The organism is Paenibacillus sp. FSL W7-1332 (assembly GCF_037969785.1).
In the GTDB taxonomy this organism is placed as follows: Bacteria; Bacillota; Bacilli; order Paenibacillales; family Paenibacillaceae; genus Paenibacillus_AQ.
On the sequence record NZ_CP150209.1, the window covers coordinates 4,970,478 to 4,993,960 of the forward strand.

The following is a 23,483-nucleotide window of genomic DNA, read 5'->3' on the forward strand; positions in this document are numbered from 1 at the left end:
ACATATCTCCAATCTAAAACTTCTATAGGTCTATAACATCTTCTCCGCACTGATCCCAAGCTTACGCAGCAGCATCGCCGCCTGCGCTCTCTCGTCTTCCGACAAGCCGCTAAGCACCTTAACCATCAATTCCTGATGCTGAGGAAAGATGGCTTCAAAGAATTCCTTTCCCTCTGCGGTAAGCTCAGCATAAATGACGCGGCGATCCTCAGCGGAAGCCCGGCGAACCAGCAGGTTTTTCTTTTGAAGCTTGTCCACCACGTATGTAATGTTACCACTGGAAATGAGCACCTTTTCGCCTATTTTTTGCAGCGGCTGCGGTCCTTTGTGATAGAGCACATCCAATACGCCGAATTCGGTGGAGTTCAATCCGTGACTATTGATGCTGCGATGCGAATGTGTCATCACTGCGTTATAAGCTCTGGCAAGGACAACCAGCAAATGTAACGGGGTATCCTCGTGTTCTTGAATATCCGACATATTTCACCCTCCGAAAGATATCATGTTATTAAGGTTAATGAACGCCGGATCAACTGTCAAATGTATTCTTTGCTTCTATGCTCCCGGAATGTAATATCCGTACCGTTCCATCCTGGCAGCCGATGATCGCTTGGTCAGCTATACCGATAAACAGCCCATGTTCAACCACGCCAGGAATGGCGTCTAGCCGAGAGCTCAATTCCTCAGGACGGGCAATATGCTGAAACCGGCAATCAGCTATATAATTCCCGTTATCCGTAACATAAAATCCCTCATCTTGCTTACGGCGGATCTCCACCGAACAACCAAGCTGGGCTAGTGACCGAACCGTCCACTCAAAAGCAAAAGGGACAATCTCAACCGGCAGCGGGAAAGTGCCGAGTTGAGCTACGGTTTTCGCTTCATCCGCTACAATCACGAGCCGTTCACTGTGAAAAGCCGTGATCTTCTCGCGGAGAAGCGCTCCGCCCCCTCCCTTGATTAAACGGAGCTGGTCATCCAACTCATCCGCCCCGTCAATCGTCAGATCCAAGCGAGCGATCTGATGGATAGGCGTCAAGGATATCCCTTGTTCCATCGCCAGCTTCTCCGAAGCTTCAGAGGTAGCCACGGCCTGAATCGAGAGTCCGGATCGGACCATCTCACCGATTTTGAGAATCGCGTAATAAGCGGTTGAGCCTGTGCCCAGCCCAATCTTCATCCCATCCTGAACATACTTGGCGGCATGCTCCGCCGCGATTTTCTTCATATTATATTCACTTTCCATGTGAATCCGCTCCTTCGTCTTAAGCTGAATCAAATGCTATAATATGGGGTAAACAGATGGATTTCATACAAACGAAAGGATTATACTTATGCGAACCGAGAACCAAATCAAATCCAAGATCAATGAACTTACGATGCAGAAGAAAAAGCTGCACACTCGCTTGACTGCTCTTGAGGAGAACAGTCCGGAGCGAGCCTCCCTTCTCAATCAGGAAACCCGCCTCGACGATATGATCACGATGCTGGAATGGGTGCTGTTTGAGCCAAGCGGTTCATATCATATGTAAAGTCGACTGACAAAACGTCAGGGGCGCTAACTGCGCCCCTGATTTTTATTAATGAATCGCGGTCTGTCTTCTGAGAATGTGCGTCGATAAGGTTTTTCTTATACTTGCGCCTCCTTCTCCTGTGTGTACTGCTCAAGCCAATGGATATAAAGCTCTTCATTATCAGGAGAAAAACAAACGAAGTCAATCCGATCCAGGCGGTTATCCGGCAGATCCTCCTCAAGCAGCTCCGTAACCGCCTTTAACGCAACGTCACATGCCGGAGCCTTAGGATACTCATAGATACCCGTGCTTATATTAGGAAAGGCGATGCTTCTGGCACCCACCTCGATTGCAAGCAGGAGACTGTTGCGGTAGCATTCCGCCAGCGTATGCTCCTCACGCCGTCCGCCGCCCTCCCAGATCGGGCCGACCGTATGAATGATATGCTGGGCAGGCAGCCGGCCTGCACCGGTAATCACAGCATTGCCTGGCGGGCAGCCGCCTTGCTGCTTGCGAATTTCCATGCACTGCTCCATGATTTCCGGCCCGCCGGCGCTATGAATTGCGCCGTCCACGCCTTTTCCACCCAGCAGTCCCGAATTTGCAGCATTGACGATAATGTCGCCCGTCCATGTCGTAATATCGCCTATAAAGACGGAGACCGATGTCCTTCCGATTTTAAATGTTTTCATTTCGGAAAATCTCCTTTCGGTCTTTTATTTCTTTATTACCCCGCTAGTGGGTGGATTGACCCTGTTTGCCTATTCTGTTCTCGGCTTTTTTTTGGCAGCTGCAGACAGTCGGTCGGTCAAACTCTTCTCTTCCGGTCCTTGCAGCGCCTCCTCCAACGTGCGGTAAAACATCAGCGTGCCAGTGTCCCTGGACTTCGTCAAATGATGAAGAAACACATTGCCGGCTTGCTCCAGCTTCAGATCCTCGGATGCATTCCTGACCCGGCAAAGATATACCTTCATCATCCCTTGCGGGTCGCGAAATTCCATGACGCCGATCGGACTCATCGATCTTTTGTCCTCCTCCGTGAACTGAGGCGTCATATAAACGGTATATTCCGAAGCAGGCGGAGGAATGTATGCTTCCCGTTTTTTATCCGCAATTAATTTGGAATTCATGAATGCGATGTAACCCGCCGCTGCGAACAATAGGATGCAGGCAGCCATTGCGATATTCAACATGTATGTCTCTCCTTGTATATAATCAATCCATCAACCGGTAACCTAAAGAGTGCATCTCTATACAATCACCCGTAATAACGCAATAATCATTAAATGCAGAGGATAAAATGAACGCCATACCCAGCGACTCACCCGGATAGACTCCAGTTTCCTCCATGCATGCGGGCCATAAGCTATCACAGCCGTCGGGATGACGCTCCACATCTGCAGCTCCCAGTTATTAAGGAACCAGAATACCAGGTTCAGCACCATATGAAGCGGAACAAGCCAGCTGGCCTGAGCATAGCGGAAAATCAAAATCAACAGCAGTCCGTAAGCTCCGTAATCAAACGGAAATTCACTCATTAGGGCACAGGCGGCAACAACAACCATCCACGATAACAGCTGGGATTCCGAACGTTCCAGCACATATAAAACGATAGCTCCAGCAACCAGGGTAATGACCACATTCAACCCTTCAGGATCCAGCGCAAGCTGATAAGGAATTTGGGAGATCACCGCAATAACGGCCAGCCGAATGATATACTTGGTTCTCGAAGAAGTGTAGCGGTGCCCCTGAACGAGAGCATAGACGTAGATTGGGAAAGCAATGCGGCCGATGATTCTCCAAATCTCCTGATGCGGAAAAAACACAAGCCCTACATGATCGATCAGCATCGTCAGCATGGCGATCCACTGCATGACAACCCCCTCCTCGCACTCGAAGATGTTGAATTCATATGTATTTCAAATCGATATATCTATTATGGGTTGCAACACTGGGACTTGCAAGCGAAGAAAACATGAAGCAGCGGATATCCGGCATCCACGTCCAATATCCTCTATAATAAAAACAATAGCAGATAGAGGTGACGGTCGTATGGAAAAGAAAAAGAACAACATGGCCCTTGGGATAAGCATGGGGGTCGGCGTTGGGGTAGCCATTGGTGTTGCCATGGATAATATCGCTATCGGCATAGCGATCGGTGCCGCCATTGGCATTACGTTTGGCTCGGCCATGTCAAGCAATAACAAAAAGCCCCCTAATGAATAAACAGAACTTCAAATAACAGTGAATAGACCACCCGATTCATCTCGGGTGGCCTGTTTGCTTGCGTTTTCCTCTATTTCATTACAGCGTGAATGGACCGGATGTTCCCGTTACGGACTTCATGAGCCAACTCACCTGTAATATGAGGCCCATCGACCTCGATCGAATCTCCTCCCACCGTAGTGAGAGTTAAACGCTGAATCGTAACGCCGTCCTGACCGTACGTATTGGCTGCGCGCTCGCTGCGATACGTCACCTTGACGGTCCCAAGGAAGGTGAACGACACTTCTTGATTCTCGTCAAACAGCCACGCTGGGAGAACGGGGTTCAGATGAAGCTGCAGCTGGCTGCCTTCGTATCGGAATACCTTTTTTCCTGCCATCATCGTAATCCACATGCTTAGGAATTCGGCCGTCGATCCGCTCAGCCTTGCCACAAAACCTCGTCCATGCACGTGGGGATCCGGATTCACGCTGCTGGCAATAAACGAGGAGTTCTCCAGCGTGCTGCGTCCATAAACAGCCGGCTCCAGAAAAGGGATGAGGGACGTTTTGATCTCCGAGAAAAACTCGTCATACAATCCGGCTTTTAATAATGAAAGCAAGTATTTATAGGTCATATGCAAAAATACGGATTCCCGCTCCAGCCAGCCGGCTGTAAATGCACGGATGCGTCCGATCTCATCGGTTTCTCCCTCCAGGCTGACGGACGTTTTATACATTCCGAGCGCGGAATCATACAGATCGGATGCCTTGATCCGGTCATACATCGTTCTCGCCCGGCCTTCATCGGCGAGCTTCATGCCGCGAGCCGGTGCCTCCAGAAAATGCGGGAGCGCATAAGCCTTGAATTCAAGCACTTTTGCGGCAGGCAAACCATAGCGGGTAATCACCGGGTTTCCCGCTGCATCCCGAACCTTTTCAAATCGCTCGGCTTCAAAACGGAAATACGTTGGCACGATTCCGCCACCCATCTGCTCGGCACGCTGGATTCCTTCTTCGATTTTATTCAGGAAGGCTTCGTACATGCTCTTCACGTTCTTCACCGAAATTTCAACCTCCCGGCCGCTAATCCCGTACCGAACCGATGCACGATAGGATTCACGCTGCCCCGCTACCAAGTCCCAATAACCGAATGAGTCCAGTGAGCCGGACTGGTATAGCTGTACGGCTTCGTATACGCTCTCTAAATAAGACGCAATCTCCTCCGGTAGCAGAATCACTCGATGGCCGAACCGCTCGGCCGCATCCACGATAAATGCGACCATTCGCTTCAATTCCATTGTTTCGCTCATGCCCGACCCAAAAAGGCCCGGCAAACCATTCATCGCGTCATTCCAGCCCGGCTTGTTCGCCTCCATCTCTACCCCCATCCCGTAAGGGTCGAGTGCTGCCATTTTATTGAGGGATAATGAGATCATTTTGACAAACAGATTCGTGCGGTAAATGTCGCCTAGTCCGCCATCTACACGCAGCCATTCCGCAGCGTTCCTTTTTCTGCCGAGCTTGTTCAGTTTCTCCTCGTCCTCCAACAGCGCACCATATTGCCGTACCTTGCCCCGGCTGATCACTACCTTCTCACTCCGCGGAAGGACGAACACCGGGCTGTCAAAGAACGTATACGCATTCTCGCCAAACAACAGTTCCTCATAACGGTCGGGATATATATCCAAGTAGGTATCAACCAGATCCATATTATAAGTCCAATGATCCGACCAGAACCCTTCGCCGAACGAAGCGGCAAAATGTTGATCGGATATCGTCAACAGCCCGGACAGGAACCGTTCCTCACTGATCTCCAGCCTGATGCCTTGATCCGAAATCGCGTTGATGATTTTACCCGGCGTATAATCCCCGTCGCATGCTTTGGCCAGCTTCTCATAATCTTCCTGAGCCGCGGAGGCCCGCAGCAGCTTCTCCAGTTCCTGTTTCTTCCCTTCACTCACGCGGAATTTCGTTCCTTCTACGCTAAGCGGGTTATATCCGTCGGCTTGAATGAGACTGAAGAACATCCGGATGTTGAATGTACCTACCTTCGGGTGGAAAAACACGTCATTTCGGCGGTTCTGATTCATATCCCGGAAATTTCCATTCCCCTGTGAATAGTACTCCGGCGCAAGAGAAAAGAAGTTATAATCCCGCTCCAGATCCCCATGCTTGCGGGAGTATAGATGGACAACAGCCCCTTCCTTCCCATTATCGAATAGGAACGGATATCCGCCCCGCAGAAAATTGTCCAAATAGGACTGACGGCTATATTCATCAAATAGCGGTAATCCCGTTTTGGTTGCAGCATCCTCGGTTAATTCCCGTGTCAACGCCGAGGCCTCCTCGCGTTTACGGAGGATATAGGCAGGCGAACACAAATCTTTGGAGCGCTTATTGATTTTGCCGATATCGTTCACATGGCCTACCAGCGTATAAACCGTCACCGTCTCCCCAGGTTCAAGCGTAGCCGACACCCCGCTGAATCCGCAGGGCACTTTGTTGACGGCATACGGCTTGGCGTTCATCAAAGCTTCCACCGAGCTCACGGCAAATCGATCTGGGTGGATTAATGAAGTGTTTTCGCCAAAGATCAGCTCAAAGTCTACAAAGGGTTGGATCAACTTCCCGTGCTGATCAAACGACAGATAGAAGTGACCGCTCGTAACTTCGCTGACTTCCGCCTCATCGTGCGTACTGGAGCGAACTTTATAGAACGGGATCCCCAGTTCAAGGTTCTCTACTTCCATCCAGCTACGCAGGAGATTGCCGACCTCCTTGTACCCGCTATTCTCGACACCGTAAGGCAGAATCTCCGGCATGCCGTCCAGCAGTTCAAGCGATACAGGCTGAGTTCCGATATTCGTTACGCTGACTTCGCGGACAAGGGCGGCAAAATCTTCACCGGGCAGCTGAAAATACGACACCGACGTGCGAAATCCGTTACCAGCATGTTCCTCCTCAATGAACAGCTCATTCTGACGGATCAACATCGTTCTCTTTGCTTTGGAATCCGGCTGAAAGGATTGGAACGGCTCATAGACTACCGGTGCCCCCGCCATCTTGATAAACGTACGGAAACCGGTTGTCGACACATTCTTATACGAGATATTTGCCGGGGAAAATTCCATGATCGGCGAGTTCTTATCCCGTATGCCGAAGCTGCAAATCCCCTGACCCCGATTCACATAAAAGGTCCACATCGGGATCCCCTTCAATCCAGCGATCCCCGGCAGGAAGCTGGAAAACGGTTTGGCGTGATCATACTGCTCGATCACAAAGGTATCCTTCTCAAAACGATAATTTGACATGCTCAGATCCTCCTTAAATGGGTTCATACTTTGATTCAAAATTCAGAGTTCGCCACTTTTCGAAACCGGTTTCGAAAAGTGGCGAAAATGAGTCCTGCCTTTATATTTCACCTAAGTGACCGGGCGGCAGGATTCCCGGATAATCAATTGAACCGGCAGCATAACCGACTGTACTGGTGCGTCTTGTTCTTCGATCGAAGTAAGAAGGATCTCTGCCGCAACGGTGCCCAGCTGCTCCGTATCCTGGCGTATGGTCGTTAACGCAGGGGTAATATAACGGGACATTTCTATATCATCAAAACCGATGATGGACACATCTCCCGGTACATTCAAGCCATAATCCTGCACGGCACGGATAGCTCCAAGCGCAAGCAGATCTCCAGCGGCATAAACAGCTGTCGGCCGATCCTCCAGCCCCAGCAGCCTCTTCATGGCTTCATATCCGCTCTCGATGGAGAAAAAATCGCTGCCTGTTATGTACTCTTCCCTTCGTTCCAGATCAAGCTCCCGTAGGGCTTGCTCATAGCCCTGCTGACGCTGCTCGCCTGCAAACGTATTCAATCCGCCCGATATATGGGCAATGCTGCGATGTCCAAGCGAATGCAAATACCGAAGTGCCAGCATGCTCCCCCCAATATTGTCGGAGTAAACCGAATGCACATGCTCCGGTGACGAGTCCAGAATGACGCACGGTATGCCGCTATCCAGCAGCTCCTGGAAATCGGGGTCCTCGCTGCTCGACAGAATGACGACCACGCCGTCGACGCCCCGGATTTTGCAATGCTCCACATAACTGCTTCTTCGGCCGCCGACATCCTTGGAGATGAACATCAGATCATACCCTTTGGATACGGCAATTTTCTTAAAACTTTCGATGACGGCTCCAAAATAAGGGTGACGAATGCCTGCTCCCGTAGCTTCCACAAAGAGAATGCCAATGGTCCAGGATCTCTTCGTCGTAAGCGATCTGGCGTTTGCGTTAGGAAGATAGCCCATTTCCTTCGCGGTTGCCAGAATCTTGGCTCTCGTCTTCTCCCGGACATCCGGATAATTGTTGAAGACTTTCGACACCGTCGTAGGCGAATAGCCTGTTTTCTTGGCAATATCATAAATCGTTGTCAACCTTGGAATCAGCTCCTGCACCTTTGCCGGCATATTCTAATTCAAATCTATCTGATATTAGATTCTACCTGTGCCGGCAAGCTCTCGTCAATGTTATTCCGTACACACTGACCAGCAGGAGCCGAACCTTCGGATATCAAAAAATCAAATCGGCTAGGACAAGCTGGCGGAAGCGGTCTGCGAGTTTGCAGGGCTTTCCGTTTCCTGATGCCGGATCATCAGCACGCAGATCAGCGCGAGCAGCATGCTGCCTGCGGCGCAATAAAACAGAATCGAATACCCCATGCCATCAATGAGCTTGCCCAGAAGAGGCGGTGACGAGATCGCCGCAAGTGAGGATACCAAATAGTACATTCCCGTCCGTGTCCCAATGCTGTCCTCCGATCCTGTAGATACGATAAATGGATAGGAGTTGATATTGATGCAAGCCCAGAATAATCCGCCTACGGTCAGCAATATGCGAAGCAATAGCAGTGACTCAACCCATGGTACGAGCGCAAAGACAATCAACAGCCCGCTGACGCCGATCAGAATCATCGGTTTCTTGCCGAATTTACCGCCAAGCCATCCGCTTGGAATGGCAAACACAACAAAGGCGAGCGAAAAAAACGTCAGGGAGAAGGAAGCCTGCGATTCCGTTAGCCCCATCTCGTTTTTCCCGTACAAAGTAAACAGCGTCTCAACCCCTTGATATGCGACAAACCAGAAAAATATCGCCGCCAAGAGCAGCACCGTCGTCCGATTGATCTGACTCTTAAAGGAAACTTTAGATTTGGCGGCCGTCTGAGCCTGATAACCTGGAGCGTCGCGCTTCTCCTGGATAAACGTTCTCAAAATGAACAACGACACCAGCGTTATGCCCGCTGCGGCAATAAAAGGCAGGGACTGATGTGCGCTATACAGTACCGAGCCCACGCCAAAAGCCAATATGGACCCTATGCCGCCCATAAAGTTAATGATGCCGTTGGCTCTCGTGCGGCGTTTCTCCTCCGTAATATCCGGCATTAATGAAACGGTAGGCGAACGATACAGACTCATGGCCAGGTTCATGAGGACCATGAACAGTATCAAAGTCGCCATCCCGTTGTGAAACGGAATGATTGCGGTAAACAGAGCACCAAGCGGCATACCGATGAGCAGGTAAGGCATTCTTCTGCCGTACCGGGTGTGGGTCCTGTCGCTGCGACTTCCGATCCATGGCTGCAAGAACAAGGCAAAGTAATTGTCGATCGTCATAAAGAAACCGATCAGGGCAACACTGGATATGTAATCCTCCAGAAAATAGGGCACAAACGCATTGTACAGCGCCCAGGTAATGCTAATGCTGAAAAAGCCAAAGCCCAGCAGCCATGTTTTCTTCACAAAGTCACGCTCCCTTAATTTGTAGCAATCCCCCGAGTATATCCGGATAATCCGTAATAATGCCCGCCACGCCGGCATCGATCAAGGTTTTCATCTGCTCCTCGTCATTGACGGTCCAAGGGTGATAGACTACGCCCTGCTGTTTCGCTTCCTCTACCCATTCCGGCAGAACTGCGCGATGGTATGCATGAAGAGCATCCGCTTTAGCCAATTTGGCATACTCCCACGGTTTGTATAACCCTTCGCCATACAACAGGCCAGTTCGTATTTCAGGATCAATATGTTTGCACTCCACCAGGGAATAATGATTAAAGCTTGAGATGACGATTTGCTCTGACATATTGTAATGTCTTACGGTCTCGATCACGCGCTTTTCCAGCTCAGGATATTGAATCGATCCGTTCTTCAGCTCGATATTAACAATCGTGCCGTGATTTTTCGTTAATTCCAGCAGTTCTTCCAGCAGCGGTATCCGTTCCCCTTGAAAATCCGCTCCAAACCATGAGCCTGCATCCAGCTTGGCCAGCTCATCGTATGTATAATCCTTGACTAGCCCCTCGGCCCCCGTGGTACGGGCGACACTCTCATCATGGATCAGAACCAGCCTTCCATCCTTCGTCATCTGAACATCGGTTTCAATCCCGGTAGCTCCCTGTTCCAAGCCTTTGGTAAAAGCAGCCATCGTATTCTCGGGACATATGGCCGATGACCCGCGGTGTGCAAAATTAATCAATTGTGACATTTGTACTTCCTCCTGAGTGGTTAGATATTGGTTTGTACTATAAATATAGCTCGCAATTGTTAGAGCTATGTTATCATTCCATTTTTCATATTCCACATCGTTGAACGAAACCCTGTCATGCAGATAATTAATTTTTTGAATGGTTTGACTGATTTGCATGTCAGGCATATAATTGTTTAGACAACTATTTTTGAAAACTTGAAATGAAAGGTGTGACTTGTTTCTTGAAAGTGCCTAAACGCAACCCCTCCATCGGTTTTCATCTGGGTTACACCTATCGCCGCGCATCGCATTTGTTTGCCAATGCCCTGAAGCCCTATGATATCACCCCCGAGCAATGGCTGGTTCTATACCACATCGGAGAGCACGAAGGGTTAAATCAAAAGGAAGTTGCCGCCAAAGCGGATAAGGACCAACCAACCACTACCCGTATTTTGGATCTGCTCGAGAAAAAAGGGTATACTCGCAAATCCGTTTCGGTTAACGACCGGAGAGCTTTCCAGCTCTTTTTGACGGATACAGGCAAAGAATTGATCGAGGCAACCACAACCATCGAAAGTCAATGCGGAAGCCAGTTAATCGAAGGCATTGACGATCATCAATTAGAGATGTTCTGGGACACACTCTCGCGCATCAATGCCAACATACACAACTTAGACAAACAGGAGTGATGTTTCACATGAATGAAATGAATACAAAACAACGATTATGGACCAAAGAATTCATCACCTTGATGGTCAGCAACCTTTTTCTGTTTCTGACCCTGCAGATGATGCTGACCACGCTGCCCGCATATGCCAAGGAGGCGTTTATGGCAAGCCCGCTGCAGGTCAGCCTGATAACCAGCGTGTTCGCCCTCAGTGCGATCGCTTCCCGCTTCGTGTCAAGTAAAGCGCTGGAAAAAGGGAAGCTGCGCCTGCTCCTGTACGTCGGGCTGTTCATTTCACTGGCAGCCACGCTCGGTTATTACTGGGCATCCGGCATTGCCTTTCTGCTGTTGATGCGCGTTTTGTTTGGCATCGGCTTTGGCATGACCAGCACCTCGTTTCCTACGATGGCATCGGACGTCATTCCGATCAAACGGCTGGGCGAGGGCATGGGGTACTTCGGTTTATCCACTACGCTCGCCATGTCGATCGGACCGATGATCGGCTTGACGCTTCTGCAAGACGGGGGGTTCACACCGCTTGTGATCATCACCGTCATAATCAATGTACTTATCTTCCCGCTTGCCTACGTTTTGACGTCAAGATCAGCAAAACGAAATATGGAGCGCCCCGCAGCGGTTCAACCTCGAGTTGAGGAGCAACCTAAAGGTTCATTCAATAAAAAGCTGATTCTGCCCAGCGTCCTTAACTTTTTGATGTCCATTACGTACGGCGGACTGTTGAGCTTCATGGCGTTGTTCGGCGCCGAGGCTCACCTCCGGAATCCCCAGTATTTCTTCTTGTTCAATGCCATTGCCATTATTTTGGTGCGGCCGTTCTCTGGCAGAATCTATGACCGGTATGGACACAAGGCACTGGTTATACCCGCTGCTATTCTAATGGTCGCCGGTTTGTTGTTACTGACCTTCGCCACATCGACGGGAACTTTGCTGTTATCGGCATTATGTTATGGCCTTGGCTTCGGTGCAATGCAGCCATCCATCCAGACCTGGATGATTCAGGAGGTTCATCCGCTGCAGCGCGGCATGGCCAACGGCATGTTCTTTAACTCTCTGGATTTCGGTGTCGCTATCGGCTCGATCGCGCTCGGTTCCATCGCCAAATCCACTTCCTACGCGATCATGTACCGTTATTCAGCCATTGCGCTTGTGATGTTAATCCTGATTTATATCATCATGCAGGTAACCTGTCAATCACGCATCAAAGGAACGTCACAGCTTGAGGATACCGAACCCACTGCTGCTGGTTAACAGAGTTAGCAATGGGTGCAAATCCAAGAAAATATCCAGATATGAGAAAGGTCTTGTCCATTATTTATGGACAAGACCTTTCTTTTTCAAGCCCTGGGGTTTCTTGAAGTCGACTCGGTATGAATTCCCTCCGGTATCGTCTTCCTTTGCCTCCGGCTTCACGGCGAATAAGGTGAGCAGACTGCCTACAGCCGCGACGGCTGCCAAAGTGCCGAACAGCACCCAATGATTCGCCCCGAGGAGCAGCGAGACAACTGGAGGTCCGAGCGATACGCCGATAAAACGCATACTGCTGTAAAGAGAGGTAATGGTACCTCGCTGCTCCTTCTCTATGCCTTCCGTCAGCAGCGTGTCCATGCATGGCAGTACCATCCCGATCCCGATGCCGCCAAGTGTCATCATACCGACGACAAAATAAATCTGCGAACTAAATCCGGTGACAATAAGGGAAGCCGTCAAAATGGCCATACCCGCGAAACCGGTCCACTTTTTAGCCGCTTTATTTTTGCCCGTGAATTTACCGGCTAAATAGGAAGACAGACATAACAAAGCCAGCGGAATCGCAAGCACCAGCCCTTTTACCACACCGTGTAAATTGTAAGTGCTCTCGAGCGTCTCCGACAAATAGAAAAGCACGCCGAACACGCCAAACATCGCAATGCCGCCGATGGCGAATATCGCATACAGCCATCTTCCCTTCTCGTGCAAAACCTGCCTGGTTGTTTTCAAAAACTCGCGTATGGATTGTTTATCGTCGTTGTTCGACTTGGGTGTCTTCACAAGAAAAATGACAAGCACGATAGAGATCAGGCAAAGAACCGGAATCGCTATAAAAGGCAAAAACCAGATAAAACTTCCGAGCAGGGCGCCAAGTATTGGACTGACTACCTTGCCAAACGTATTGGAGGTTTCGATAATGCCCAAACTCTTACTGACCTTTTCTTCCTCTTTAAACATGTCGCCGACAAGCGGAATGACAATGGGGAATGCCCCGGCAGCACCAATTCCCTGTAGAAACCGTCCTGCCAAAATAACGTAATATGCCGCCGTCCCACTCAGCATCCAGGCAGCCACAGCCGAGACAGCTCCGCCTAATGCCGCAATAATCAAGCTAGGGATGATAATCTTCTTTCGTCCATACCGATCCGATAAATAACCGGCAATCGGGATCAGTAAGATGGCTACAACAGCATACACCGTTATAAGCATACTGACCTTGAAGGAACTGATCCCCAGAGCTTTGGAGATCTGCGGCAAAATGGGAATCAGCATGGAATTGCCTAACGTCATGATGAGTGGTATGGATGCAAGGGCAACCAGATCCCATTTCTTGTTTTCCATGAGAGAAGACCACCTTTGCGTTATCTGTCATCCATATTGTAGGTTCTTTTCCCCGGAATATGCATGATTGCAAGGTGGCCGTTTTTTCCCATATACATTTTTTCCTTATTTATACTTTAAAGCCGGACATCAACTGCCGAAGCTTGCTGGACATGACATTCAAATCTTCAACGGAATTGGTAATTTCCTCCATTGAGGCCAGCTGCTCTTCCGTGGCGGCACTGACGCTTTGAGTTCCCCCTGCCGTCGTCTCGGTGACCTCCTGGATTCGGCGGATGGCGTGAACAAGCTCTCCCGCTCCGGAGTTCATCTGCTCTGTTGCAGCGGTGACACTCTGAATTTGTTCATTCAATTCACCGACGGATTGCTCAATGTCCTTAAAGGCCCTCTCGGCTCCTTGTGCCACATTCATGCCCTCGGTCACTTCGCGGGTCCCCTGCTCCATAACACCGGCCAGATCAACAATATCCTGCTGAAGTTCATGGACGAATTGTCTGATTTCGACGGAGGAGTTCGATGCCTGATCAGCCAATTTCCGGACCTCAGCCGCTACAACCGCAAAACCTCTGCCATGCTCGCCCGCCCGAGCGGCCTCAATTGAGGCATTTAAGGCAAGCAATGATGTTTGCTCCGCAATTTCGATAATGATCTGACCCATCGCTCCGATGTTGGAGGCCTTTTCGCCGAGCGCACGCACCGATTGCGCGGATTGATCCACACTGGTGCGTATGCCTTCCATTTGTGACAGTGTATGGATAAGTGCCTGTTCCCCTTCAGCCGCAAGCTGGTTCGTCGTTGCTGCCAAGCCGGAGACGTCTTGGGCGGCATGCGCGATGTGTTTCATTCCTTCCGCCATGTCCGTTACCGTAGCCGTCGTTTCCTCCGTATCCTGAAGCTGGTTCTCTACCCCGGCCGCCAGCTCTTCCATAATACCTGAGGTTTGCTGGGAAGCTTGACGAATCTCCTCGGTTGTGGAATGCAGCGTCGAAGCTGCGATACCGACTTTGCCGGCCGTATCCTGCACCTGTACGACGAGTTCCCTGAAGCCATCGACCAATTTATTATATGCGTCAGCTACATCCCTGATTTCGTCTTTCGTATTGATCTGTAATCGGGTAACCAGATCCCCTCCGCCTTCGGCAATCTTCAATAGCTGATCGCTCATCTGATTCAAAGGACGAATCGAACGGGTAAGAAGATATCCTTGTATGGCAAAATAAACAACGGCTGCAACTCCGATCAACATAATGATCAAATTCTGAAATCGGCTGCTGGCCGCAATCTGATCAGCCTGCTTAGCCAAGGCTTCATTTTTATGTACTGTAAATTGTGCGATAAGCGTACTGAAGGACTTGCGCACTTCGCGTTCCTGGTTAAAAGCAGCTTCATATACCCGGAACGGCACAGCCTTGTAAAAACCGGTGTCATACCCTAATTTGTTTAACACCTCATTCACGGCTTCGGTGTATATGACATATCCGGTTTCGATCTCGTTAAAAACGTTGCGGTCTTCCTCAGCCGTCATCAAGCCTTTGGTTTCGGCCATGAGTTTGGCGACGGACTCCTGCTTCGCTTTCAATGACTCTGCAAAGGTCGAATCACCGGTCAATAGGTACCCCCGTTCATCATTAGAGACGCCCGTCAATAGAGTCTCCAATTGCGTCAGGTTATAAATGACCTTCTGATCCACTTCAATAATCTTGCTGAACCTCTTCTCCGTCATATTCGAAGTGATAAACGCGATAATTACGATTACCGACGTTACCACTGCAAGAATCGTAGACGAAAGAATTAATTTTGTTTTTATCTTCATCCGCAAGCACCCGACCTTTGATAAGTAGTATACCCCCAAACCTTTTTTCGTCAAATTTATGTCAAAAATGAATAGACACGGCGATCGAGAAAGCGCTTTTCCCGAAAATAATTGAAAAATATTATTAATCACCGGTCAAATCATGATAAATAATGGATAACTCCCTCCTTATGGTATAAAGCTTGCTCATTACCGCTTCCTAATTTCGCTTCCGTTTTTTTCCTCTTGTATGAAACATGCTTGGTTTTCATATATCATTCATGAAAAAAAAGGCCTGCCTGAGATGTTGCGTAGACAGACCTTAAATTATTTAGTTTTGATCCGGTATAAAGTGGCTTTTTTCCCCGATATGATATACATGAAGTTTGTGCATGGCACGCGTACACGCGGTGTAGAACAACTTGCGGTCGCTTTCGCGATGGTACACATCCTCGGAGCCGTTGTATATGATCACCGCGTCGAATTCCACGCCTTTGGCCAGATAGGCAGGAACGACAAGCGTTCCCTTCTCAAATGCAGGAGTGGTTTTGGTAATTAATCGCGCAGGGATATCTGCCGACAACTGCTCGTGTACGCGTCTGCTCTCCTCTTCTGTCCGGCAGATCACCGCCACGTACTGGAATCCCTGTTCATGAAGCTCACGGATATCAGAGACTATCGCTTCATGCAGACGTTCTCTATCGTTCACTGCAACCACCTGTGGAGCTTCGCCGCTCCGGTTAAATGGTACAATCCGTTCCCCGCCCGGTATCATCTGCCGCGTGAAATCAACGATTTCATACGTAGACCGGTAGCTTTGCGTCAGATTGATGACCTCCGTATCCTCCTCGCCGTACAGACTCACCAGATTTTCCAGATTGCCAAGTGCCTCTCCATGTGCGTAAATGGCTTGATTGAGATCCCCCAGCACCGTCATTTTCGCTCGCGGGAACAATCGCTTCAGGAATTCCAGCTGAAATCCCGAATAGTCCTGTACTTCATCGACAATCACATGACGAATCGACGTGTTCGTGCGGAAACCTTGAAGCAGCTCCTTTAGATAGAGGAACGGAGTCGCATCCTCATACAGCAGCGATTTGTTGTCCAGTGACGCAGCGGTGAGACTGCAGATTTCCTCCCAATAGTCCGGGAGCGTCTCCAAATGTCCGGCCGCCCGGCGAAATAGCGATTCATCGGTATATAATTTTCGGTACATGCCCTTTACATCCACATATCGAAACCGCTTGATCCAGCGTCTAACCGGCTTGAGCCGATTGCTGATGACCATTTTGGCAAGGACATCCCTTTCTTTATCGAAATCGTCAAAGGTGTCCGACTTCCGGTTCTGCTTACGTCTCATCGTTTGAAAGGCCCGCTGGTAATCTTCCGTATCCAGGAGCTGGATCTGCTCCTCCACCCACGGGGCGTCTTTTTCGCTCTGGGCGAACTCCGACAGACGTTTCAGCATCCACTCTTTCATCAGGTCGATCCGGCCAGCGAGTTTAACCGCCGAATCATAACTATAGAACTGCGCGGACATTTCGTCGGCGCTGACGATCACCTTACCTTGGAATACGACAGGCTTAAAGAGCATCCCGCCCTTCTCCAGCAATTCCTTGTATCGTCTGATGGTATCCAGATAGGCTCCCGAGGATTTAAAGGATATGCTCTCAAGTCGCGCACGGTAATGCGGCGAATCGTCCGCATTCAGCAAGGATTCTGTCTGCGTAAACACATCTTCAAGCTCAAACTCCTTGCCCAGCCGGTGTTCCAGATAGGACTGGAAGGTCGTCTGCTGCATATTGTCCTCGCCAAGCTCCGGAAGCACCGTGGATACATAACTATTGAACAGGGGGTTCGGAGAGAACAGAATCATCTGGTCGGCCCGAAGCGTCTCCCGATACTTATACAACAGATAAGCTACCCGCTGCAGTGCCGCTGAGGTTTTGCCGCTGCCGGCAGCCCCCTGAACGATCAGCATGCGGGTTTTGTCGTTTCGGATGACGGCATTCTGTTCCTTCTGAATCGTAGCTACGATGCTCTTCATCCGATCATCCGCGCTATGGCTGAGCACCTGCTGCAGCAGCTCATCTCCAATGGTTACGCCGGTATCAAACAACACCTTGATCTCGCCGTTATGGATGACGAATTGGCGCTTAAGCAGCATTTCGCCTTTAACCGTGCCCGAGGGCGTTTCGTATTGGGCCGGGCCGGGCGCCCCATCATAATACAAGCTCGAGATTGGAGCCCGCCAATCGTAAACCAGAAACGTCTCCATATGTTCATCCAAAAAAGATCCTGTTCCCAAATAAATAGTGTCCGTCTCCGCGGTTCCTTCCTCCTGAAAATCAATGCGTCCGAAGTAAGGGGACTCCACAAGTTTTCTATATTTCTTAAGCAGCTTGCTGGATTGCAGATGAGCATGCTCACGTTCCGCCAGCACCTGCGACTGCTGCCTCAGGTTGGTGGACGTTTCACCCAAATCGTCCGGGTTGCTGAAGTTGACCGTTACTTCGTCCCAGAAGTCTTTCCGCATATCAATAACGACTTCACGGATATCCCCGACGCTCGCTTCCAGCTGAGATATTTTATTACCGATTTTCGTTGTCACTTCCGTTACCCGTGCCTGTTCTTCTTGCCAATCCTGTTCGCTGATAGCCATTTGTTCATCCCCCTAATATACTGGTTGACAGCGTAATATGTCTGTGATATAATACAATTGTGATATTCTAACCAAATCATCGTGATTTAATGACAAACCATTGCTAATTATAGCAATGTAACCCGCATAATTCAACATCGAATTTCAGACAGCCGACCCACCGGGGCGGTTTTTTTGCGTTTATATACAATACCATTCCCAAGGCTCACTGCCAAGAGGAGTCCTATAATCCCGGTGCAAAAAACAGCCGATCAAATATGGCATCTTGATCGGCTCCCTCATGATGACTTCTCTTATTTACGCAGCCACGAGAACAAGGCTTCCTCCTGCTCTTTATCATCCACGACACGGCTGATTTGATCCGCGACCCGGTTCAGCCGGTCAAGCTGATACCCGTAATCATACATGGAGGCGGCCACCACCGACAGTCGAAGCCCCCCTGGATTTGCGCCTGGTCCGCACATCACCTGCTCCATGAACGTTTCATTGTTCTCCGCCATGGTCTCGGCCTCGTCTTCATTCGGTTTCAATTTATCTTCGAATTTCCACAAAATATGCTCATGGTACTTCATTAACCGCTCCAGATTGTGATCAAACTGCTCGTCGATTTCTTCGGATCGTTCCGCCTGGAAATAGTGGTTCTCGACCGCATCCAGCACTTCATACCCTTTACGAAGGGATTGAAGCAGTTGTTTATACACCACCAGCTGTCTTGCTTGACTGTACTTCGCCCGCTTCAGCTTCTTCTGCTCTTCCTCAAACAAATTGTATTTATCGGACAATGATTTGATCGCCGATTCCAGTTCCTTCTTCTCCGCGCGGTATACCGAATCCTTCATTTCGTGGGAGATGGCCGTGCGCAGCAGCAGCGACATTTTGCCAAATACAATATGAATCCGCGTGATGTACTGTTCCTTGGGTTTCGGGGGAAACACAAGAATATTGATAAGAAATGCAGATATGATACCGATAATCGTCAGAATAAAGCGATTGAGTGCAAAATCCCATTGACCGGAAGCTTCCATCACGGAGATAACCGTAACTAGCGTAAGTCCGATGGTCTCGCCCATTTTCAGCTTCATGCAAATCATAATTACTAGAATACATACCAAACCGACGGAAATCGGCTGATTCGATAAAAAGTATCCTCCTAGCATCGCCAGAATCGCACCGAGCGTACTGGTCTGCAGCTGGTCCAGGAAATATCTCCACGACCTGTATATGGATGGCTGCATCGCAAAAATCGCTGCTATGGCGGCAACGACAGGGGATTTAAAATCAAACAGCATGGCTAAATAAAGAGCCAGCGTTACGGCTAAGCCGGTTTTGAACATTCTTGCTCCAAACGCCACAGACAGCCCTCCTTACCTAACCCATTTTCACATCTATGGATACACACCATGATACATACTCCTCCGTTTGAACCGCTATTACATGAATTACCCTTACGCTTCCAATGTTATGCAGTTTCTGATTCATTCACATCTTCCGAATTGGCCCGCTTTCCCATCCTCTTCTCGTAAGATCGGACCAGAAATGCAAGCCAAGCACAAGCAGCTAGATATCCCCCAACAATATCGCTTGGATAGTGGACCCCGAGATAGACCCTGCTTAATCCGATGCCGAGAATCATGGTGACGGAGATGGATATTAATATTCCTCTCCCCGCCCTGCTGTCAATATGTCTCCACAACAAGTAAGCGAGCACGCTGTAGAATGAGAAGGCGGCCATGGAATGTCCGCTGGGATAGCTGTATCCCGTAATTTCAATTAAGCGGTGGATGTCGGGCCTTGCCCGTTGAAAGACCCATTTTAATAATAAATTCAGAATAGATGAACCGAAGACGACTACAATAAGGAGAAGAATCTCCATGCGGTGCCCCAGTACCCAATATAGCACGGCGATTACAATCAGACATAACACAATCACCGGTCCGATGGAGCCTATAAACGACAGCCCGATGGCAATATCCGTGATAAGCGGATGCTCCCAGGCTTGTACCGTTGTTAGGATCGCCCAATCAAACGTTGCCAGGCTTTGCCGCTTTACCAAAGCAGCCAGCGTGGCAAATCCGATCAAGCTGATTATCGATATGAGGAAAATCCAGCGTTGTCTTCCTGAAGTCGTGTGTAGCTTCTGTCCGCTCAACTCTCTTTTCTCCTTTGCCTTTTGTTTCGAATCCGTGCGAGTTGGTGAAAACAAGATAATATCATTTTCCTGAGATAAAGAAAAGTCCATATGGGATATGCATGAAATATCCCGTAGTCTATGTCAAAATCGCAATGATTACTCTTTCAAGAGAATTTTTACCATAAGGAGTTGTCCACATGAAGGTTCTCGTTGTCGGTGCCAACGGCCAAATAGGCAAACAGCTTACCCATCTGTTGCAAGAGCATGAAGGTTATACCGTAAGAGCAATGGTACGAAAGGAGAAGCAAGCAGCCCCATATCAAGCTGCCGGAATAGAGTGTGTTCTTGCGAACCTGGAAGGGTCGGTCGAGGAGCTTGCGGATGCAGCGAAGAATTGCCAGGCGGTGGTATTCGCTGCCGGCTCGGGCGGAGCTACCGGATACGACAAGACTCTGTTAATCGATCTAGACGGAGCCGTCAAAATGATGGAAGCCGCCGAGCAGGCGTCTGTTAGGCGCTTTGTGATGGTGAGTGCAATTGGGGCCCATCATCGGGAATATTGGAGTGAGGAGATCAAACCGTATTATGCCGCCAAACATTACGCGGATCGCATGCTTCGTCAGAGCAGCCTCACGTACACCATCATTCGTCCTGGAGGACTTACGAATAACCCTGGTACCGGACACATCGCCGCTGTGGAGAATATCCGGGGCGGTTCGATTCCGCGCGAGGATGTAGCGCGAACGATTCTGTTATCACTGGATGAAGAAAATACCTTCCGTCGTTCCTTCGACTTAATTTCAGGGGATACTCCCATATCCAAAGCTTTAGCCTCCATTTGAAAAGAGTCCTTTATCAAAAAAGATCGCCCCGAAGTATAAGCGGTACGCTATTATCCGCTCTACTTCAGGGGCGATCTTTTCGTACTATTAACCAGCTCAAAATAAAAGCGGTCCCGCTTTGTCAATTAGCGTTTGTAATGCATTCTTACGTTTGTAATGCATTCTTACGCGCCGGTCTTCTGCTGCATTTGAGTCCGCAATATGTCTTTAACCGCATCCACTGCTTCTTCCACCCGGTCTACCGCCACAACGATGGGCGTGCTGCCCTCGTATTGACTGAAGGAGTGATTGTACTTGGGATCGTAATAATGCTCAAGGAGCAGCTGTATTCCTTGGGCAAACAGCCCCTCTTCCAAAGACTTGCCAATTTCCGCGGCGATAGGCGTATGGATCCTGTTTTTGATTAATTGAAAGGCCGCCAAATATTGCTCTTTATAAGCCGCAGGGTTGTAATCCTCCAGGATCTGGCGAACACGCTCCCCCATCGGCAGTTCCAACACGATGGCTACCCCCGACTCCTTCTTTTGCATAAGGAAATCGGGAACGGCGATTTTGCCGATCCGTTTGCTCTCCGCTTCAAATAACAAATACGGCGAGGATTCCAGTTGCTTCAGCCGCTCAAACAATTCCGAATCGAATGTCTTCTGATTATTCGCCTGTAGACCGATATGGCCAAAGATCGAGCCGCGATGTCCTGCCAGCCCTTCCAGGTCCACGACAGGGTAGCCTTCCTGCTGAAGCTGTCTAAGCACTGCCGTCTTGCCTGTGCCTGTCAAGCCGTGAAGGACGAATGCTTCCGCGTCCAGACTCTTATGCTCCAGCGTATCCAGCACATACTTCCGGTAAGCCTTAATCCCGCCCGTAATCCGGTTAACATGGATATCCATCAATGAGAGAACGGTTGCGGCCGTCCTGCTGCGCATGCCGCCACGCCAGCAATAGACCGCCTTATCTCCCTTGATCTCCTTGAATTGCTTCACAAAGCTCGGGAGCTTGGCCGACATAATGGCAAGTCCACGCTCTTTAGCCGCATCCACGCTCACCTGCTTATAAATCGTCCCGATCTCCGCCCGTTCTTCATCATTGAAGACCGGAATGTTCAGACTTCCCGGAATCGTGGAATCCCTGTACTCTGAAGGGGAACGGACATCAATCAAAGTAATCTTCTTCCTGCTTTGCAGTTCCATTAATTCTTTTACGGTGATGTCTTGAAACATGTCTGCTCGCTCCTTTATTGATACAAAACCCGATTCACTTTATAACTCAACGACAATGCGATTCGGATGGTCATGCACGACCTGGCCGATTCTCCCGGCTTCCAGCCCGGCTTCGCGAAGCTCTGCCAGAAGCTGATCGGCCTGCGAGCCATCAACCGCAATGAGGAGTCCTCCTGAAGTAACGGCATCGCACAGAATCCACTTATCGATCTGATCCATGTCATTCGGGAAATCCACATCGTCCTTCACGTGATCATAATTGTTTTTCGTACCGCCTGGTATAACACCGCCATCAGCCATCTCTCGAACCCGCTCCAAAATGGGAATGGAAGGTTTGGAAATACGGATCCCCGTGCCGCTTCCCTTGGCCATTTCGAGCGCATGTCCAAGGAGACCGAAACCAGTTACATCGGTGCAAGCATGCACCTCATACGGTTCCATGAGCTCGGCAGCCGTTTTGTTCAATGCGGCCATGACCGCGGTAACTCGGCGAATCTCCTCATCGCTTAACAGATCTTTCTTGATGGAACTCGTAAGGATACCCACGCCGATCGGCTTCGTCAGAATCAAGGCATCGCCTGGCTTAGCGCCGGCATTGGTTCTTATTCTGTCCGGATGGACAGTACCTGTAACGGCAAGGCCGAACTTCGGTTCTTTATCATCGATGGAGTGCCCGCCAACCAGGGTAACCCCCGCTTCCTTCAATTTATCTCCTGCACCTCTCAAAATATCCGTCAATACCTGCTTGTCCAGCGTTGAGATCGGGAATGCCACGATATTCAAAGCAGTCAGCGGCTTGCCTCCCATGGCGTAAATATCGCTGATAGCATTCGCAGCAGCCACTTGTCCGAAATCATAGGGATCATCCACAATCGGCGTAAAGAAATCGACGGTCTGAACCATAGCCAAATCATCCGTGAGACGGTATACGCCTGCATCATCACTTGTATCTAAACCGACCAATAAATTAGGATTCGGCTCGGCTTGCGGGAGCTTGCGAATGACCTGCGCCAGGTCCGCAGGTCCGATCTTGCAGCCGCATCCTCCTTTAGAAGAATACGAGGTTAATTTTATTTTTTCCGATTGACTCATCACGGGTCTTCCCTTCGCTTAAGAGTTGAATTTATAGAACACATGCAACAAACCCGGCGTGGATGCATAAAAACGTCTCATCTACCCCGGGGATAATCTGATATTCGTCCGTTTACTAACACTTGTGATCACACACAATATCTATATTATAAGAAATTGGCTGCTCCAAGTCTAATGGTCTTCCTATATCTTGCAATTACCGGGAATATCTTTCTTCTTTCTGCTCACAA

The 23,483-nt window shown here is 49.5% G+C and carries 21 protein-coding genes; 5 read left to right on the forward strand and 16 right to left on the reverse strand.

The window, feature by feature from the left end:
- Positions 1-30 precede the first annotated feature (30 nt).
- Positions 31-480 (reverse strand): MarR family transcriptional regulator, encoded by a 450-nt coding sequence (locus MKX98_RS22330; protein WP_071220025.1) that lies wholly within the window; start codon positions 478-480, stop codon positions 31-33.
- Between the two features lie 49 nt (positions 481-529).
- Positions 530-1,246 (reverse strand): ribose-5-phosphate isomerase RpiA, encoded by a 717-nt coding sequence (rpiA, locus tag MKX98_RS22335; RefSeq protein ID WP_339218407.1) that lies wholly within the window; start codon positions 1,244-1,246, stop codon positions 530-532.
- Positions 1,247-1,334: 88 nt separating this feature from the next.
- On the opposite strand from rpiA, the gene MKX98_RS22340 reads away from it, so the two are divergent.
- A complete protein-coding gene (locus MKX98_RS22340; RefSeq protein WP_220684566.1) occupies positions 1,335-1,532 on the forward strand; it encodes a hypothetical protein in 198 nt (65 codons plus the stop codon).
- Between the two features lie 98 nt (positions 1,533-1,630).
- Here MKX98_RS22340 and MKX98_RS22345 read toward each other — a convergent pair whose 3' ends face one another.
- The 3 genes from MKX98_RS22345 to MKX98_RS22355 form a co-directional block, all read right to left on the reverse strand.
- Positions 1,631-2,206, reverse strand: a complete 576-nt coding sequence (locus tag MKX98_RS22345; RefSeq protein WP_071220022.1) for a macro domain-containing protein — start codon at positions 2,204-2,206, stop codon at positions 1,631-1,633.
- Positions 2,207-2,275: 69 nt separating this feature from the next.
- On the reverse strand, positions 2,276-2,707 hold the full coding sequence (locus tag MKX98_RS22350; protein ID WP_339218410.1) for a hypothetical protein: 432 nt from the start codon (positions 2,705-2,707) through the stop codon (positions 2,276-2,278).
- Positions 2,708-2,764: 57 nt separating this feature from the next.
- Positions 2,765-3,388, reverse strand: a complete 624-nt coding sequence (locus MKX98_RS22355) for a TraX family protein (protein ID WP_339218412.1) — start codon at positions 3,386-3,388, stop codon at positions 2,765-2,767.
- Between the two features lie 178 nt (positions 3,389-3,566).
- Here MKX98_RS22355 and MKX98_RS22360 point away from each other — a divergent pair, with 178 nt between their 5' ends.
- Complete coding sequence (locus tag MKX98_RS22360) at positions 3,567-3,740, forward strand: hypothetical protein (protein ID WP_194543616.1); 174 nt, start codon at positions 3,567-3,569, stop codon at positions 3,738-3,740.
- Positions 3,741-3,810: 70 nt separating this feature from the next.
- Here the strand turns inward: MKX98_RS22360 and MKX98_RS22365 are convergent, their stop codons facing one another.
- From MKX98_RS22365 to MKX98_RS22380, 4 genes are all read right to left on the reverse strand, one after another.
- Positions 3,811-7,032 (reverse strand): cellobiose phosphorylase, encoded by a 3,222-nt coding sequence (locus tag MKX98_RS22365; protein ID WP_339218414.1) that lies wholly within the window; start codon positions 7,030-7,032, stop codon positions 3,811-3,813.
- Positions 7,033-7,143: 111 nt separating this feature from the next.
- The gene (locus tag MKX98_RS22370; protein WP_339224544.1) at positions 7,144-8,154 is read right to left on the reverse strand and encodes a LacI family DNA-binding transcriptional regulator; all 1,011 of its coding nucleotides are present in this window, start codon (positions 8,152-8,154) and stop codon (positions 7,144-7,146) included.
- A 153-nt stretch (positions 8,155-8,307) separates the two neighbouring features.
- Positions 8,308-9,516, reverse strand: coding sequence for an SLC45 family MFS transporter (locus MKX98_RS22375; RefSeq protein WP_339218416.1), 1,209 nt, complete (start codon positions 9,514-9,516; stop codon positions 8,308-8,310).
- A 4-nt stretch (positions 9,517-9,520) separates the two neighbouring features.
- A complete protein-coding gene (locus tag MKX98_RS22380; RefSeq protein WP_339218418.1) occupies positions 9,521-10,258 on the reverse strand; it encodes a glycerophosphodiester phosphodiesterase in 738 nt (245 codons plus the stop codon).
- Positions 10,259-10,488: 230 nt separating this feature from the next.
- Between MKX98_RS22380 and MKX98_RS22385 the strand changes: the two genes are divergently transcribed.
- Positions 10,489-10,929: a MarR family transcriptional regulator gene (locus MKX98_RS22385; protein ID WP_308116327.1), complete on the forward strand. Its 441-nt coding sequence runs from the start codon at positions 10,489-10,491 to the stop codon at positions 10,927-10,929.
- An 8-nt stretch (positions 10,930-10,937) separates the two neighbouring features.
- The gene (locus MKX98_RS22390; RefSeq protein ID WP_339218419.1) at positions 10,938-12,176 is read left to right on the forward strand and encodes an MFS transporter; all 1,239 of its coding nucleotides are present in this window, start codon (positions 10,938-10,940) and stop codon (positions 12,174-12,176) included.
- A gap of 60 nt (positions 12,177-12,236) precedes the next feature.
- Here MKX98_RS22390 and MKX98_RS22395 read toward each other — a convergent pair whose 3' ends face one another.
- The 5 genes from MKX98_RS22395 to MKX98_RS22415 all read right to left on the reverse strand — a co-directional run bounded on the left by MKX98_RS22395 (position 12,237) and on the right by MKX98_RS22415 (position 20,120).
- Entirely contained in the window at positions 12,237-13,517 is a 1,281-nt protein-coding gene (locus MKX98_RS22395; RefSeq protein WP_071220014.1) for an MFS transporter, read from the reverse strand.
- A 109-nt stretch (positions 13,518-13,626) separates the two neighbouring features.
- Positions 13,627-15,330 (reverse strand): methyl-accepting chemotaxis protein, encoded by a 1,704-nt coding sequence (locus MKX98_RS22400; protein ID WP_339218422.1) that lies wholly within the window; start codon positions 15,328-15,330, stop codon positions 13,627-13,629.
- A gap of 310 nt (positions 15,331-15,640) precedes the next feature.
- A complete protein-coding gene (helD, locus tag MKX98_RS22405) occupies positions 15,641-17,971 on the reverse strand; it encodes an RNA polymerase recycling motor HelD (protein ID WP_339218424.1) in 2,331 nt (776 codons plus the stop codon).
- A gap of 293 nt (positions 17,972-18,264) precedes the next feature.
- Complete coding sequence (locus tag MKX98_RS22410; RefSeq protein ID WP_071220011.1) at positions 18,265-19,323, reverse strand: aromatic acid exporter family protein; 1,059 nt, start codon at positions 19,321-19,323, stop codon at positions 18,265-18,267.
- 107 nt (positions 19,324-19,430) lie between these two features.
- Positions 19,431-20,120: a phosphatase PAP2 family protein gene (locus tag MKX98_RS22415; protein WP_220684556.1), complete on the reverse strand. Its 690-nt coding sequence runs from the start codon at positions 20,118-20,120 to the stop codon at positions 19,431-19,433.
- Positions 20,121-20,299: 179 nt separating this feature from the next.
- On the opposite strand from MKX98_RS22415, the gene MKX98_RS22420 reads away from it, so the two are divergent.
- The gene (locus MKX98_RS22420) at positions 20,300-20,944 is read left to right on the forward strand and encodes an SDR family oxidoreductase (RefSeq protein ID WP_339218427.1); all 645 of its coding nucleotides are present in this window, start codon (positions 20,300-20,302) and stop codon (positions 20,942-20,944) included.
- A gap of 164 nt (positions 20,945-21,108) precedes the next feature.
- Here MKX98_RS22420 and mnmH read toward each other — a convergent pair whose 3' ends face one another.
- Positions 21,109-22,161, reverse strand: coding sequence for a tRNA 2-selenouridine(34) synthase MnmH (mnmH, locus tag MKX98_RS22425; protein ID WP_339218429.1), 1,053 nt, complete (start codon positions 22,159-22,161; stop codon positions 21,109-21,111).
- A gap of 39 nt (positions 22,162-22,200) precedes the next feature.
- Complete coding sequence (selD, locus tag MKX98_RS22430) at positions 22,201-23,253, reverse strand: selenide, water dikinase SelD (protein WP_339218430.1); 1,053 nt, start codon at positions 23,251-23,253, stop codon at positions 22,201-22,203.
- Positions 23,254-23,483: the final 230 nt, after the last annotated feature.